Genomic DNA, 15,978 nt, shown 5'->3' with positions numbered 1-15,978 from the left:
GGGCCCCCCCGGCTCCGGGCGGGCTCGTTCCTGTCGTAACCGCCGGGGGGGTTGCGGTCCCCCCCGGGCCCCTGCCGGGGGCCCCCGCCCGGGCCCCCGCCGTAACCACCGCCGACGTGGATCGGTGCGCCCAGCAGCGAGGTGATCTCGACGGTGAGCTGGCTGCCGTCCTGGGTGGTGGTCACGACTGTCGCGCCGGTGGGAATCCTTGTGCCCGAGGCATAGTGGACGGTGATCCGCGGCCAGCCCAACTGTTCGATGCGGCCGTCCTTCCATACCCGGGTGCAGTCGTTGAGAATGCGGTAGCCGTCGGGTTCCTCCTGGATGATCAGCACGATCTGGAAGTCGTCAAAGGCGAGTGGGTAGTAGTTCCACCACATGCCCTCGAACGGCGGATCAGCGGGCCGCCCGGCGGGTTCGGGTTCGCCGTTGGGGCGCACACCCCACGACCGGTCGCGGCTGCCGATCCACAGGGCCGGGTCGACGGCGATCTCCTCGCCGTCGATGGTGATCGACCCCGACCAGGTGCCGGTCTGGGCGAATCGCTGGGCGTCGAGGGTGACGCGGGTGCCGGCCCGCATCTTGTGGGTCTGCTCCTGCACTACGTCGAACAGCCCGTTCCATTCCAGATCGACGGCGATGCCCTCGGTGTCGGCGACGGTCAGGTGCAGGCGCCGCAGCGGTTCGGTGACGTCCATCCGGTAGTTGCCCACGTGCGGGTGCAGCCGGTCGTTGTCGATGGCGTCGCTGAAGTGGACGGCATGGGTGAATTCGCCCTTGTCAGTACTGCGCCGGATCAGCACGAACGCGTCCTTCACCCCGAGGATCGGGTAGTAGCCGATCCCGGAGATGAGGAAGATGTTGCCGCTACGGTCGTGTGCGTTCAGATACGACCGGTCGTAGAAGTTCCGGTCGGAGTTGGCGGGCCACGCGATGGGTTGCGGCAGTTGGTGAATGGGAAACTCGTCGGCGGGGCCGAGTCCGTAGGGTGCGGGCATCGTCAGGCTCCTTCCGACAGCAGACGCTCGATCAGCGGACGATGGTAGAACAGTTCCTCGATCTCCTTCGGTGCTTCCATCTCCCCGAAATGCACACGACGCGCCCCGGTGCGCATGAACACCACGCACCATTGCAGCGAGGCGAACACATAGAACCACCGCAGGTCGCCCACCTCGACACCTGTAAGTTCGCGGTAGGTCTGCCGCACATCCTCCTCACGTAGCAGATGCGGCAACCCGCCCATGTTGAGCATGGTCGCGATCTCCTCGAACACCATGTGCGCGAAGATCAACCACGCCACGTCGGTTTCGCGTGGACCGACCCGCGCCATCTCCCAGTCGAGGACGGCCGCGGGAACGAAGTCCTCGTACATGATGTTGCCGATGCGCGCATCGCCCCATGTCACCACCGATTCGCTCGCGGCCACGTCCTCGGGAAAATTGCTCTCCAGCCATTCGATGGCCCGGTCGATGAGTCCGGACCGGCCGATATCGCCGGCCGCGAACTCGTACCAGTCGACGAGCCAGACGAATTGGCGGCGCAGATCTGTATCCCCTTGCGGCATCGTCTCGTTGAGAAATCCGCAGGTTTCGGCCGGGACCGAGTGGATACCCGCGATCACCCGCACCGTCGCATCCTGTAGTGCACGTTGCTGTTCTACCGGTGCGTCGGCCAGCCAGTTGCCGCCGCACGTGTACGGCAGCACGTCCGGCGGCACCACTCCGGCGCATTCCTCCATCAGGAAGAACGGCTCGCCCAGGATGTCGCCGGTGGGTTCGAGGGCGACCACCGTGGGCACCGGGACATCGGTGAGTTCGCCGACCAGACGCATCACCTCGTACTGGTGGTCGAGCCGGTACTGCCGGAACACCGGGACGTCCTGTGCCGCCGGGGCCATCCGGAGGATCCACCGGGCGTCCGGCAGGTCGTCGCCGGGCCAGGACGCCTGCACGGCGATGGTCTCCGACGACATCCCGTTGGCATCCGACGCGCCCGCCGCGGTGACCACCGGAGGTGCCTGAGAGGCGATCACGGTAGGCAGCCACGCCGCGAGGGCGGTCGCCAACTCATTGCTGTCGCGGCTGGAAACCTGGATATGAAAGTCGTCCGCAGTGGGGTCGTTCACCGTGCTCATGCGCACCACCATGACACGAATACGGAGCGGATCACATCATAAACGTGGAAGTTCCGTGCGCACATGGCGCACGGAACTTCCACCTATGTCGCGCAGCGCCCGGTTACGACGCCGCGGGGGCCTTGGGGGCGGCGTAGACCGGCTTGCCCAGACCCAGGATGTACTGGGCGATCATGTTGCGGAACACCTCCAGCGTGCCGCCGTAGATGCCGGTGAGCGGCGACCAGCGATACACGTACTCGGCGCGGCTCAGGTCGGCGCCCGGCTCGTCGATGGGCAGCACCGACGTGGGGCCGACGATGTCCATGAGCACCGGCGACACATCGCGCATCGCCTGCGCCAGGGCCACCCGGCCGAACATGTGCGGCGAGGCGAGGGCCGCCTCGACCTTGGCCAGCGACTGCCCCAGACGCACCGACACCAGCGGGTCGTCGACGCGGCGTGTGCCGTCGGGGCCCTCCTGCGAAACCTCGCGCACCACCGCGTCGGCGGCCTTGGCGACGTACACGCCCTGATGCTGCAGGATCGACACGTCATCGAGGCCATCGATCACGGCGTCGACCACGCCGTGTTCCTTGTTGAGCGGCTCGCGCACCACGGTCCAGCCCTCGTTGACCTCGCCGAGCCGGTACTTGTCGGAGATGCGGACGTCGCTGTAGTAGACGATGTTGGTGCGGTCGCCGTCGACCGTCCACAGCGGCTGGATCTCGACGCCGGGGGTGTCGAGCGGCACCAGAAACATGGTGAGGCTCTTGTGTTTACGGGCGTCCGGATCTGTGTTGGTGATCAGGAAGCAGTACTGGCAGTTATGCGCGCCGGTGGTGAACATCTTGGAGCCGTTGATGACCCAGTCGTCGCCGTCGCGCACCGCCCGGGTCTTGCAGGTCGCCACGTCCGAGCCGCCGTCGGGTTCGGTGTAGCCCAGGCACATCCGGACGTCACCGTCGTAGATGCCCTGCAGAACCTCTTCGCGCAGTTCGGGTTTGGCGAACATCGCCACCGAATGTGCGATCAGGACGGTGGTTCCCCAGGTGACCCAGGGGAATTCGGCCTTGCGCCGTTCCAGATGCCAGATCCGGGATTCGACGCGAGAAAAGCCTCCCTCCCAGCCTTCCGCGCCCTTGATCTCCTTTTCCAGCCAGCCTTTTTCGGCCAGCGCCCGGTGCACACCGATGTCGAAATTGTCGCCGGTGTCGCGGTCGTGTTTGCGCACCTCGTCGGTGACGTGCGTGGCGAGGAATTCGCGAACCTCGGCCTGAAACGCCTTTTCGTCTTCGGTGAGTTCGACTTTCGAGAAATCCATGGTCTTGTCAGTCCTGTTCTTACGGGTCCGGCGCTCAGGCGGATGCTTCTGCGTTTTCGCGGGCGGCGACTTCGCGGGCGGCGGCGAGCTGCGCGACGCGCACAGCAGCGCGGGCCGGATCACCGCCGGCCAGCGGCCAACCCCGGGCTCGAGTCAGATACGCCGTCGCCGCCGCTTCGGTGGACACACCGAGACCACCTTGGGTATGCACCGCGACGATCGCTGACTTGGCGGCCTCATCGGTCATGAATACATAAGCAGCACTGGCTAGTTCGGCGCGGGCATCAGGCTCGTTCTCGAGGAACCAAGCCGCCTTGCGAGCCAGATTGCGTCCGCTCTCGACGGTGATGGCGATGTTGGCGAGCGGATGCGAGACGCCCTGCAGCGACGCGATCGGCACCCCGAGGGTGTAGCGGTTGACGGCGAATTCGGCGGCGATGCGCATCGTCGCCTCCAGCAGACCCCCCAGAGCCGACGCGGTGAGCAGCCGCCACTCATCGACGGCCAGCTCGAACGCCCTGACGGCCTCAGGCCCGCTCGCGATGGCGGTGCGCGAGTCGGCGGCGGCCGGATCGACCCATGCCATCGGCAGCTTACCGATATTCTCCACGCGGACCGGCTTGTCCGAGAAGGACAGCCGCACAACATCATCACCTTCGCGGACGATGATCTCATCGGCGATCGCCGCCTGCGCCACCAGACGCTTGCCTGCGGCTCCATTGCTTCCGGCCGCGTCCAGCGCGAGAATCCGCGAGCCGGAGATGATCTCGTCATCACCGGAGAGCGCGCCGAGCCGGGCGAGCAACCGCGCCGACACCACGTGATCGATCCACGGCACCGGCGCGAGCGAGCGGCCCACCTCCTCGGCGATCAGGGTGAGGTCGACGAGCGTCGCACCGTCGCCGCCCTCGGCCTCGCTGACCGCCATCGATGTGGCGCCGGTGGCGATGAGTTGCTTCCACAGCGCCTCGTCGAAACCGGTCGCCTCGGCCGCCCGCACGGCATCGATGGTGCTGTGCGCCTGGAAGAGCTTGGCGAACGCCGTCTGCAGGTCGGTGTGGTCGGTGGTGAGGCTGTAGTCTTCGCGACGGAGTTCGTAGCGATCCATCACTGCTCCTGTTCGTGGTGCTGGGCGTCGGGGGTGGTGGCGAAGAAGAACTCTTGCGCGTTGTTGTACAGATAGTTTTCGAGGACCTGTTCGGGGAGGTCGAGGTTACGTGCCTCGGGAATCACCCTGCGCTGGGACAGAACCGGCCAGTCCGAGCCGAAGATCACCTTGTTCGGCCCGCGGGTGCGCATGTAGTGCAGCAGGCTGTCGGGCAGGCGTTTGGGCGACCACGCAGACGTCATCAGCCGCAGGTTCGGGTACTTGATGAGCATCCGGATCGCCACGTCCCACCACGGGTCGGCGCCGTGGATCATGCACAGTTTGAGTTCGGGGAACCGCACGCACACCCGGTCGAGATGGATCGGGTTCTGCACCTCGCCGGGGATCGGTGGACCGGGGATCCCGGTGTTGATGCAAAGCGGCAGTTCGAGTTCGGCGCACTTGGCGTACAGCGGATAGTAGACGGCATCACCCGGCGGATACTGACCGTAGCCCCAAAAACTCGGTCCCACCGTGGCGTAGCTGATCGGCAGGTCAGCGACCATCGCGGTCAGCTCCCGCAGGTGGGCGACCGGCCGCAGCAGATCGAAACCACCCATCGACATCGTGAACCTGTCCGGGTGCGCCTGCACGGCCTTGACGACGGTGTTGGACGGGTTGGAGATCGAGTTCATCAGGATCGCCTTGCGCACACCCTGCTCGTCCATCTCGTCGAGCAGGGCGTCGAGGTCGACCGGCTCGTACATCGACGCCGCGCCTTTGAAGTAGTCGTCGCGCACGGCGAGCATCCACGCCGGCTGCTGCACTGTCTCGCCGAAGTGGACGTTGACGAGACAGTCGATAACGTTGCGGGGCACCGAATCTCCGATTCTTCCGACTGCGCGCTGGGCTGTGTGCGAACACTCCGTACAGCACGGCACGAAGGCTCGCGAGAACCGTCGACCGCACCGCGATCTCCTATACTGTATACCTATCGGTAGAGCCTTCCGCAATATCGGGCCGCAGGTGCCGGGCAATTTCCGGACGCCACTGTCCCATTGCTGCCGAAAGGCTTACAGTTAGACAGACCGCACAGGTGTGGGCAGCCGATACCCACGCCCACACCCACGCCCACACCCACTGCCGAGGGAGCCGCCTTGAGTGAACTGAGCACCGCACCCGAATTCGCCTTCCCCGAGGTCTTCGACGCCGTCGCCGATGCCATTCCCGACCGCGACCTGGTGATCTTCGGCGATCGCCGCTTCACCCAGCGGGAGATCGCCGACCGCTCCCGGCGCCTGGCCACCTACCTGCGCTCACGCGGCCTCGGAGTACACACCGACCGCGCCGACCTGACCGGCGACCAGGTCGGCCAGGACCTCGTCGGCTTCTACACCTACAACGGCAACGAATACGTCGAGTCGATGCACGCGGCGTTCCGGGCGCGCGTGGCACCGTTCAACGTCAACTACCGCTACGTCAAGAGCGAGCTCGAATACTTGCTCAACGACGCCGCGCCCACCGCGCTGATCTACCACGCCGCGTTCGCACCCACGCTGGCGGACGTACTGTCGCGGGTGCCCAGCCTCAAGGTGCTCATCCAGATCGCCGACGACTCGGGCAACGCGCTGCTCGACGGCGCCACCGACTACGAGCAGGTCATCGCCGACACCGAACCCGATCTGTCTGGTGCACAACCATCCCCCGACGACCTGTACATCGTGTACACCGGCGGTACCACCGGCATGCCCAAGGGCGTGCTGTGGCGGCAGAACGACATCTTCATGGGTGCCTGCGGCGGCCGGAACGTGTACACCGGCGAGGCGGTCACCTCGATCACGGAGATCGCCGAACGCGCCGGCGGCGGCGGAGCACTCAAGGTGTTCGTGGTGCCGCCGCTGATCCACGCCGCCGCCCAGTGGGCCGCGCTCACCGCCAGCACATCCGGTCAGACGCTGGTGTTCTCCGACGTGCCCGAACGCCTCGACCCCGCGGCGATCGCCGCGACCATCGAGAAGGAACAGCCGACGGTGCTGATGGTCGTCGGCGACGCGATCGCCCGTCCGCTGCTCACCGAGTTCGAGAAGGGCGAACGCGACGTCTCCTCGATCAAGATCTTCGCCAACGGCGGTGCGGTGCTGTCACCGCAGATCAAGGAGCGGGCGCTGGCCGTCTTCGATGGCGCGATCGTCATGGACGGCACCGGATCGTCGGAGACCGGTGCGCAGATGACGCACGTGTCGACGGCCGGCGCGGTGTCGACCGGCACGTTCAACCCTGGCACCAACACGACCGTGGTCACCGAGGATCTGACCGGCGAGACCACCGCCGGCGACGGCCACATCGGCTGGCTAGCCCAGCGCGGTCACGTCCCGCTCGGCTACAAGGGCGACCCGGAAAAGACCGCCAAGACCTTCCCGGTGGTCGCCGGCACCCGCTACGCGCTACCCGGAGATCGGGCAGAACGCCTCGCCGACAACACAATCCGGCTACTCGGCCGTGACTCGCAGACCATCAACTCCGGCGGCGAGAAGATCTTCGCCGAAGAGGTGGAACTCGCGATCGCCTCCCATCCGGCCGTCGCCGACGTGCTGGTGACTGCCCGCCCGAGCGACCGCTGGGGCAACGAGGTGGTGGCGATCGTCGAAACCCTCGACGGCGCAGAGGTTTCCGAGGACGACCTCGTCGAGCACGCCGCGTCGTCCATCGCCCGCTACAAACTGCCCAAGGCGGTCCTGTTCCGCGCCCGGATCCAGCGCAGCCCCGTCGGCAAGGCCGACTACCGCTGGGCCCGCGAACAAGCCGCCCTGTCAGCGGAGGCCGACAGCTAGGAGCGCCTCTCACCCGACCCTTCGTGACGAGTCGGCTCGCAAGCTCGCGCGACCCTCCTCAGGGATCAAGAAGCTCGAGGCCGAAGCGACAAAAAGCCAACCACCATCTCGATCCCCGAAGCCGAAGCAACAAAAAGCCAACCACCATCTTGATCCCTGAGGCCGAAGCGACAAAAGGCCGACCACCATCTTGATCCCTGAGGCCGAAGCGACGAAGGAGCGAGGGTCACGAAGGGTCCGGCGACCCGAGACACCTGACGCAACAACCAAGGACGACACATGACACGCATGATCTCCCCCGACATCTCCACCTGGCCCGACGCCGACGTCGCGCTGGTGGGCGGTGTCTGTAACGAAGAAGACTGCGGTGCAGCGGTTTTCCCGATTCAGGAACTGTGCCCGCGATGCAGTAGGGACACCGTGGAGCAGACCACGTTCCCGCGCACCGGCACCCTCATCGCCTGGACCACGCAGGGATTCCTGCCCGGCGCACCGTACCTCGGCGACGAGACCCGGGAAACGTTCACCCCGTTCGGAGTCGGGCTGGTGCAACTCGGCGACGTGATCCGCATCGAAGGCCGGCTGACCGAGAGCGACCCGGAGAAGCTGGAATTCGGCGCGACCGTCGAGGTCACTACCTTGCCGCTCGGCCACGACGCCGACGGCGAGGAAGTCCTCACCTTCGCCTTTCAACCGGTAGGAGCCTGACCCATGACCAACGACGTCGCCATCATCGGGGTGGGCCTGCACCCGTTCGGCCGCTTCGAAGGAAAGACCGCGATGGAAATGGGTGTCGACGCGATCCGCGCCGCCCTCGCCGATGCCGGGCTGGAATGGAAGGACATCCAGTTCGCCGCGGGCGGCAGCTGGGAGATCGCCAACCCCGACGCCATCGTCGGCCAGATGGGCCTGACCGGCATCCCGTTCACCAATGTGTTCAACGCGTGTGCCACCGCGGCATCGGCCACCGAGGCCGTCGCCGACGCGATCGCGCTGGGCAAGTACGACATCGGCATCGCGATCGGCCTGGACAAACATCCGCGGGGTGCGTTCACCGTCGACCCGACACTCGTCGGGATGCCGAAGTGGTACGGCGAGAACGGCCAGTACCTGACCACCCAGTTCTTCGGGATGAAGGCCAACCGCTACCTCCACGAGCACGGCATCTCGCACCGGACCCTGGCCAAGGTGGCCGCCAAGAACTACCGCAACGGTGTGCTCAACCCGAACGCCTTCCGCCGCAAGCCGATGGACGAGCAGGCAATCCTGGACTCGCCGATGCTCAACTATCCGCTGACACACCTGATGTTCTGCGCACCCGACGAAGGCGCGGCGGCGGTCATCATGTGCCGTGCCGACCTCGCGCACAAGTTCACGTCCAAGCCGGTGTTCGTCAAGGCCGTCGAGGTGCGCACCCGCACCTACGGTGCGTACGAGGTCAACACCACCTACGCACCTGTCGCCGAGGACGTTGCGCCGTCGGTGTACGCCGCACGCGCCGCGTTCGAGAAGGCCGGCATCGGTCCCGAGGACGTCGGCATCATCCAGCTTCAGGACACCGACGCCGGCGCCGAGGTGATCCACATGGCAGAGGCCGGATTCTGCGCCGACGGCGACCAGGAGAAGCTCATCGCCGACGGCGCGACCGAGATCGGCGGTTCGATGCCGGTCAACACCGACGGCGGCTTGATCGCCAACGGTGAGCCGATCGGCGCGTCGGGGCTGCGGCAGCTGCACGAGCTCGTCCACCAGCTGCGCGGCACCGCCGGCGACCGGCAGGTTCCAGGCAACCCGACGGCGGGTTTCGCACTCCTCTACGGCGCGCCGGGCACCGCCGGCGCCACCGTCGTCAGTCTGTAACCTCTGAGTCTTTGGTCCCCGCTGATTCCGCCGAACGGCGTTTTCCGACGGCTGTGACGGGGGCGGTCAGATCCGGATGGGGTGAACCCGGCCTCCCCTGGCGCGGGCGCCGTGAGAATGTCGCCCGGGCCTGATATCCATGACTGATGACCAAGTGGTGGAGCGGGGCCGGACCCCGATCGAAGGTGTCCGCCGTCATCGCCGGTGTTCTCGTGCTGATCGGGATCTACCTGTGCGTGCTGGCGGTGGGGCCCGGGCTGCGGCCCGATGGCTGGGCGGGCTGGTTCGGTGAACCCGGGTCGTGGCCGACGGCACTGATCGTCGTCGCGCTTGCCGGGCTGGCCGTGTGGTTGCGCTTGTCCGAGAGTGGCCGCCGGACCGCGGGATCGGCAGTCACCCTCGTGGCCGCGACCGGCGGCGTGTCCCTGGTGCTCGGTCTGGCCAGCTTCTGGCGCTGCCCCACCGACCAGGTGCCCGGTGTCGGTTCGCTGGCGTCGACGCTGGCCCTGTTCGTGGCCGGCGGCCGGGCCCCCGCCGACGGCTCCGCGGCCTGCATGCAATCCCCGGTCGCCTACGACCTCGCCCGCGCCGGCGGCGTCCTCGTCGTCCTGACACTGCTGGCGGGCGTGGTGTACACAGTGTTCAGACCGCAGTTCGACCGCGCCGCGATCCGGTTCGCCAAGTCGCTCACGGTGGTCGACGGCATCGATGATCTCGGTGCGCTGGCAGGCATCGCCGCCACCGCCCGCGAATCGGGGTCGACGCTGGTGCTGATCGACCACGGCACACATCCCGACGCGGTGCGCATGGCACGATCCGCCGGCGCCCGTATCACCACCGATCCTGACCCCGCGGGTACGCTGTCGGCGTTGCATCTGCTCAGCGCCGACACCCAGACCAACCTCGTCCGCCTCGCCGGTCACGACGCCGCGATGGGAGATCCGGACTCGCCGGTCCCCGTCTCGATCCGTATCGATGATCCGTGGCAGGCCGAGATGTGGCGCCGCAGCCAGCCCGTGTTCGATCCGGTCCGCTGGCAGCCCGAGGTGATCAGCCGCTATGAGGCGACCGCCGGGCGCATCGCCGACGATCTCGCGACCAAAGCGCCGACCACCGTATATGTATGCGGCACATCGCAATTGACGTTCGCCGTGTGTGTCGCCGCCGGCCGCATCCCCGCCGCCGAGGGACGCCGGGTACCGCGGCTGTGTGTGGTCGCCCCCGACGGCACCGGATTCGCCGCCGACGTCACCGCGTTCACCGGGCCGCGCGGCAAAGGTGCGGCCACCATCAGTTCCATCGACGCGGACCCGTCGATCGAGAAACTGACCGGACTGATCACCGCGCGCGGCGGTGACTGCGCGATCGTGCTGGCCGAGGACGCCGACGCAGCCGCGGCCATCCGCCTGGCGATCCGCTATCCGGCGGTGCCGATCTACCGGGTCACCCCCACACGCAGCGCGTCCGCCGAGCGGACACCCGCCGAAACCGCCCCCCACACCGCGGGCCTGATCACGATGCCCCTCGCCCTGCTCTGACCCGCTCCCCTCGACCACCGCCCCGCCGGTTGAGTCTCCAGAGCTCTTTGCCCCGACGGAAAACCGACCCCTTTCGCCAGCTATGAGGCGTGAGGTCGCCCGGCGACCGAGCCTGGCAAACCTCGTAGGAGAACATTGTCGTCTCACCAGGTTTCGAGGCTCGCAAGCTCGCACCTCAACCGGCAGCGGGTCGCCTTCCCGTCAGTGCGAACGGCAGGTCAGGCGAGCACGCGGGTGGGTACGTTGTTCCAGCCGGCGACATTCTGCATCGTCACCCGCTTGCAGTTGGCTCGGTCGACCTCGAAGCGCGGCATGAAGTCGAGCATCATGTCGAGGGCGATGGAACTTTCGAGCCGGGCCAGCGCCGCGCCCAGACAACTGTGCAGGCCGTAACCGAACGCGAGGTTGGGTGCTTCCCGAAGGTTACGGTTGATGTTGAACACATCGGGATCTGTCCATGCCTCGGGGTCGAGGTTGGCCGAACCGATGAGCAGGAAGATCGGCTTACCGGCGGGGATGGTGACCCCGTGTAGTTCGATCTCCTTGGTCAGGTAGCGCACGTTGTACTGGTTGGGCGAGGAGATCCGCAGCAGTTCCTCGACGGCGTCGCCGATCTTGCTGCGGTCGTTGTACAGCTCCTGCCACTGATCCTGGTGTTCGCTGAAGATGACGCCGGCGCCGCCGATCAGTTTGGCGACCGTTTCGGCTCCGGCACCGCCGAGGAGCGCACCGAACATCGCGATCTCGATGTTCGACAGCGACGGCGGCTGATCGTCGGTGCGCTCCACCCGCGCTTCGATCAGCCTGGAGATCATGTCGTCCTGCGGCTCGTCGCGGCGCTTCTTGGCCAGCGCGTGGTAGTACCTGGTGATCGCGATGACCGCCTTGATGCCGCGCTCGTCGAGCTCCACCTGACCGACGTCCCGGTACAGCAACTCGTCGGTCCACACCCGGACCTGGGTGCGCTCGTCCTCGGGCACGCCAAGCATGCGCGAGACGATGTCGATCGGAAACAGTGCCGAGAAGTCCTGGATGAGGTCGAACTCGGCTTTACCCTTGTTCTGATTCAGGTAGAACCCGATGCGGTCGGTGACCATCTCCCGCAGACCCGCGATGGCGCGCGGTGTGAACACCTTGCTGACCAGGCTTCGCATGTAGCGATGCTCGGGTGGGTCGAGGGTGATGATCGACTTGAAAGCGGCGTCCTGGCCGGTCCGGACCGCCGACAGGTCGACGCCCTTGGCCGAGGAGAAGGTCTCGTAGTCGCGATAGGCGGGTGCGACGTCGGCGTGCCTGCTCAGTGCGTAGAAGTCGTACTGCTCGTTGTAGTAGACCGGAGCCTCTGCACGCAGGCGCGCGTAGATGTCCTGGGCGCCGTTGTAGAACTCCATCGAGAACGGGTCGAACTCCACCGCTGTGGTCGCCTGGGTCACTGTTTCCTCCTGCCACCCGCGCATTCCGGCTGTCGTCTGCGCTCGGATCGCCTCATTCATCGGGCCTACCCCAAATAGTACCGTAAGCCTTACGATAAAGATAACAGGTCGGAGGTCCGTGGTGGTTGCGAACGTCGGTTTCTCGCGGTGGCGACGTCATGCACGCACCTCACCGGACCCTTCGTGACCCTCACTCCTACGTCGCTTCGGCCTCAGGGATCAAGATGTCTGGTCGCGGCCGACAATCTTGATCCCCGAGGAGCCGACTGCGTCACGAAGGGTCCGGCGAGATAGCCGCCTGACGTCAGCGGTAGGTGAAGCGCTGGGCACCGTCGATGCGGATGACCTCGCCGTTGAGGTAGGTGTTCTCCAGCAGGTGCTGCGCGAGGGCGGCGAATTCGTCGGGCTCGCCGAGCCGCTTGGGGAACGGGATGTTGGCGGTGAACCGGGCCAGCATCGCCTCGCCCACACCCTTCATGATCGGGGTGGCCATGGTGCCCGGCGCGATCGAGTTCACCCGGATTCCCACCGAGCTCAGGTCGCGCGCACTGGAGATCGTCAGCCCGATGACGCCGGCCTTGGCCGCACCATAGGCGGCCTGACCCATCTGGCCTTCGTAACCGGCGATGGAACTGGTCATCACAACCGCCCCGCGCTCGCCGGACTCCTTGGGATCGAGCTTGGCGATCTCGGCCGAGGCCAGACGCAGCACGTTGAACGTGCCGACCAGGTACAGGTCGATGGTCTTGGCGAATACGGCCCGATCATGCGGGCTGCCGTCCTTGTTGACGATCTTCTGCAGCGCACCATAACCACCGTGGGTGATCACCGCGTACCGCAGCGTGCCCAGTTCGGCAGCCTTGTCGAGTGCTGCCTGCACCGAATCATCATCGAGAACATCGGTTTTCACGTACGCGACACGATCGCCGAGCTCGTCGGCCAGGGCGGTGGCGGCCTCGTCGTTGAGGTCGGCGATCACCACCGACGCACCAGCGGCGTGCAGCCGGCGCACGGTGGCCGCGCCCAGGCCACCCGAACCGCCGGTGACGACGGCGACTTCACCTTCGAAAGACATTGATGCTCCTTTGTATTCAGTAGACCGCGCGGGTACACGGACATATGGATCAACGACCGGCCGGCACCCCGCCGGTTGACGTGCGAGGAGCCCTGGCGACGAGCTTCGAAATCCGGTGAGATGACAACGTCATCCCACGTGGTGTCGAGGCTCACAGGCTCGCACATCAACCGGCAGGGGTTCCCGGCCGGTCGTCATACAGCATAATAATTTTACTACTCTACGGAGCGATCCCCCCGGCGATCCGTCTCACTCACCGGTCCAGTTGGGCTTGCGCCGTTCGGCGAACGCCGCGGCACCCTCGGCGGCATCCTTGGATCCGAACACGGGGGCGATGGCCTCCATCTGCTTCTGAAAGCGCTCGGCCGCCGGCCAATCGGGCGCCGCGACGACGATCTCCTTGATCTTGGCCACGGCCAGCGGACCGCCCTCGGTGATCTTGTCCGCCAACGCGATGGCGGCGTCGAGCGCACCGCCCTCCTCGGTGAGGATGTTGATCAGGCCGTATCGTTCGGCGTCCTCGGCGGTGAACGGTTCGCCGGTGAGCGACCATTCGAGGGCCTTCTGCAGCGGCACCCGATCCGGCAGACGGATCAGGCCCCCGGCACCGGGCACCAGGCCGCGCTTGACCTCGGGCAGACCGAAGCGCGCGTTCTTGGCCGCGACAATCAGATCGCAGGCCAGCACCAGTTCGGTGCCGCCTGCCAGGGCATTGCCCTCGACTGCCGCGATGATCGGCTTGACCGGCGGCTTCTCGGTGAAGCCCATGCCGCGGCCGACGACGTACGGGAACTCCCCCTTGGCGAAGGCTTTGAGATCCATTCCGGCGCTGAAGTTTCCGCCGGCACCGGTGATCACCGCCACCGACAGCTCCGGACTGTTGTCGAGTTCGTCGACGGCATCGGCAACGCCCTGTGCGACGGCGAGGTTCATCGCGTTGCGCACCTCAGGGCGGTTGATGGTGATGATGAGCGCGCGTCCGCGGCGCTCAACGAGTACTGCGTCAGACATTCCTACTGCTTTCTGCTCTGTCCGGAAGGTTCTAGACCTCGATGACGACGGCGCCGCCCTGGCCACCGCCGGCGCACATGGCCGACACACCGATGCCGCCGCCACGACGCTTGAGGTCGTTGATGAGGGTGGTGACCTGACGGGCACCCGACGCCGAGATCGGGTGTCCCAGACTGCATCCGCTGCCCGAGACGTTCACCAGTTCTTCGTCGATGCCGTATTCGCGGCAGGCGGCGATCGGGACCGAGGCGAAGGCCTCGTTGATCTCCCACAGCGCCACGTCGGAGGCTTTGAGGCCGGCCCGGTCGAGGATCTTGCCGATCACGGCGACGGCACCGAAACCGGTATCGCGCGGCGCCACAGCCGAAGCACCCCAGGCCTTAACGGTCGCCAGGGACTCCAGACCCTCCTCAGCGGCGAGGTCGTCACCGACGATCGCGACGGCGGCGGCGGCGTCGTTGATGCCGGAGCTGTTGCCCGCGGTGATGGAGAATCCCTCGATCTCCGGGTGCAGCACCTTCAGCCCGGCGAGCGCCTCCATCGTGGTACCGCGACGCGGGAACTCGTCGACGGCGAATTCGGTGATCGAACCGTCGGCCAGTTCCACCTTGATCGGCAGGATCTCGTCGACGAACCGGCCCTCATCGATGGCGGCGATGGCGCGCTCGTGCGAGCGGACGGCCCAGGCGTCCATCTCCTCGCGGGTGATGCCGGCCTTCTGCGCGGTGTTCCAGCCGACGGTGATGGCCATGTCGATAGCCGGGGCGTCGGGGGTTTCGGGGTGGCTCGGCGGCATCCACGGCTCAATGAAGTTGAACTCACCGGCCTTGGGGATGCGCCACTTCATCAGGGGCGCGGTCGAGAGCGACTGCACGCCGCCGGCTACGATGGCCCGCTCCATACCTGAGACGATCTGCGCCGAGGCGTTGCCGATGGCGGTGAGGCTGCCGGCACAGTGCCGGTTGACGGCCTGCCCGGGCAAATGCTCGTAGCCGGCGACGACGGCGGCGTGCCGGGCGAGGTCACCTCCGCCGTAGTTGAGTTCGGCGAAGATGACATCATCGAACTTCTCCGGGTCCAGGCCCGAACGCTGCACGGCGGCCTCAAGGATCCAGGTGGCGAGCTTCTCGCTCGGGGTGTTGACGAGCGAGCCCTTGAACGAGCGGCCGATGGCGGTGCGCACGGCACTGACGATGACTGGTGACGGCATGTGTTGCTTCCTCAATGTTATGTGCGAGTGGCATCTACTGTAATGACAACAGTAGGTGACTCAGATGCGGATGGCCAGACTGGTGTCCAGATTGCGGGCCGGGTCGGTGAGATCGGTCAGCGCAGTTCCGGCTCGTCGATATGGAAGTGTTCGTCGCGCAACCGGAACGCCTCCTTGGTGCCGTGCTGGGCACGGGTTTTGACGAAGTTGAACTCGCCCGGGGAGAACTGCAGGTTGGTGGCGTAGGCGTGGAACAGATAGCTGGCCACCTCCTCGCCCTGGTACGCCTGGTTCTGCTCGACCATCCGGAAGGCCTCCTTGGCGATGGTGACGCCGTCGGCGGGCATTCTGCCCACCTTCTCGGCCCAGTACCGGGCGCGGGCGGTGACCACTTCTTTGTCGCAGGTCTCGGTGAAGATGCCGAGATGCTCGAGCGACGACGCCTCCACGATGTCACCGGTGAGCAGCAGCTTGCGGGCCTGCACCGGGCCGAGCC

The 15,978-nt window shown here is 66.4% G+C and carries 14 protein-coding genes; 4 read left to right on the top strand and 10 right to left on the bottom strand.

Going from position 1 to position 15,978, the window contains the following annotated elements; translation table 11 throughout:
- The 5 genes from Q0627_RS01450 to Q0627_RS01430 form a co-directional block, all read right to left on the bottom strand.
- Positions 1-998: hypothetical protein (locus tag Q0627_RS01450; protein WP_298807305.1), on the bottom strand; the 998-nt coding region annotated here is incomplete at its 3' end.
- A gap of 2 nt (positions 999-1,000) precedes the next feature.
- Complete coding sequence (locus tag Q0627_RS01445; protein WP_291016657.1) at positions 1,001-2,134, bottom strand: phosphotransferase family protein; 1,134 nt, start codon at positions 2,132-2,134, stop codon at positions 1,001-1,003.
- 103 nt (positions 2,135-2,237) lie between these two features.
- Positions 2,238-3,437: an acyl-CoA dehydrogenase family protein gene (locus Q0627_RS01440; protein WP_291016660.1), complete on the bottom strand. Its 1,200-nt coding sequence runs from the start codon at positions 3,435-3,437 to the stop codon at positions 2,238-2,240.
- A gap of 34 nt (positions 3,438-3,471) precedes the next feature.
- Complete coding sequence (locus tag Q0627_RS01435; protein WP_298807301.1) at positions 3,472-4,545, bottom strand: acyl-CoA dehydrogenase family protein; 1,074 nt, start codon at positions 4,543-4,545, stop codon at positions 3,472-3,474.
- The gene (locus Q0627_RS01430) at positions 4,545-5,402 is read right to left on the bottom strand and encodes an amidohydrolase family protein (protein WP_291016665.1); all 858 of its coding nucleotides are present in this window, start codon (positions 5,400-5,402) and stop codon (positions 4,545-4,547) included. Before Q0627_RS01430 ends, Q0627_RS01435 begins: the two co-directional genes overlap by 1 nt.
- 279 nt (positions 5,403-5,681) lie before the next feature.
- On the opposite strand from Q0627_RS01430, the gene Q0627_RS01425 reads away from it, so the two are divergent.
- The 4 genes from Q0627_RS01425 to Q0627_RS01410 all read left to right on the top strand — a co-directional run bounded on the left by Q0627_RS01425 (position 5,682) and on the right by Q0627_RS01410 (position 10,753).
- Positions 5,682-7,355: an acyl-CoA synthetase gene (locus Q0627_RS01425; protein WP_291016668.1), complete on the top strand. Its 1,674-nt coding sequence runs from the start codon at positions 5,682-5,684 to the stop codon at positions 7,353-7,355.
- Between the two features lie 279 nt (positions 7,356-7,634).
- A complete protein-coding gene (locus Q0627_RS01420; protein WP_298807299.1) occupies positions 7,635-8,063 on the top strand; it encodes a Zn-ribbon domain-containing OB-fold protein in 429 nt (142 codons plus the stop codon).
- Between the two features lie 3 nt (positions 8,064-8,066).
- Positions 8,067-9,215 (top strand): thiolase family protein, encoded by a 1,149-nt coding sequence (locus Q0627_RS01415; RefSeq protein ID WP_291016673.1) that lies wholly within the window; start codon positions 8,067-8,069, stop codon positions 9,213-9,215.
- 146 nt (positions 9,216-9,361) lie between these two features.
- Positions 9,362-10,753: a hypothetical protein gene (locus tag Q0627_RS01410; RefSeq protein ID WP_291016675.1), complete on the top strand. Its 1,392-nt coding sequence runs from the start codon at positions 9,362-9,364 to the stop codon at positions 10,751-10,753.
- Between the two features lie 218 nt (positions 10,754-10,971).
- Here Q0627_RS01410 and Q0627_RS01405 read toward each other — a convergent pair whose 3' ends face one another.
- The 5 genes from Q0627_RS01405 to Q0627_RS01385 all read right to left on the bottom strand — a co-directional run.
- A complete protein-coding gene (locus Q0627_RS01405) occupies positions 10,972-12,210 on the bottom strand; it encodes a cytochrome P450 (protein WP_291016684.1) in 1,239 nt (412 codons plus the stop codon).
- A gap of 280 nt (positions 12,211-12,490) precedes the next feature.
- Entirely contained in the window at positions 12,491-13,261 is a 771-nt protein-coding gene (locus Q0627_RS01400; RefSeq protein ID WP_298807297.1) for an SDR family oxidoreductase, read from the bottom strand.
- A 249-nt stretch (positions 13,262-13,510) separates the two neighbouring features.
- Complete coding sequence (locus tag Q0627_RS01395; RefSeq protein ID WP_291015831.1) at positions 13,511-14,272, bottom strand: crotonase/enoyl-CoA hydratase family protein; 762 nt, start codon at positions 14,270-14,272, stop codon at positions 13,511-13,513.
- A 31-nt stretch (positions 14,273-14,303) separates the two neighbouring features.
- Positions 14,304-15,482, bottom strand: a complete 1,179-nt coding sequence (locus Q0627_RS01390) for a thiolase family protein (RefSeq protein WP_291015830.1) — start codon at positions 15,480-15,482, stop codon at positions 14,304-14,306.
- Between the two features lie 116 nt (positions 15,483-15,598).
- Positions 15,599-15,978 (bottom strand): enoyl-CoA hydratase-related protein (locus Q0627_RS01385; protein WP_298807294.1); only part of this gene is annotated, 380 nt, incomplete at its 5' end.

Source organism: uncultured Gordonia sp. (genome assembly GCF_937858515.1).
Lineage (GTDB): Bacteria > Actinomycetota > Actinomycetes > Mycobacteriales > Mycobacteriaceae > Gordonia.
Note: the sequence above shows the minus strand (reverse complement) of the source record. Positions and strands in the feature narration are given on the sequence as shown.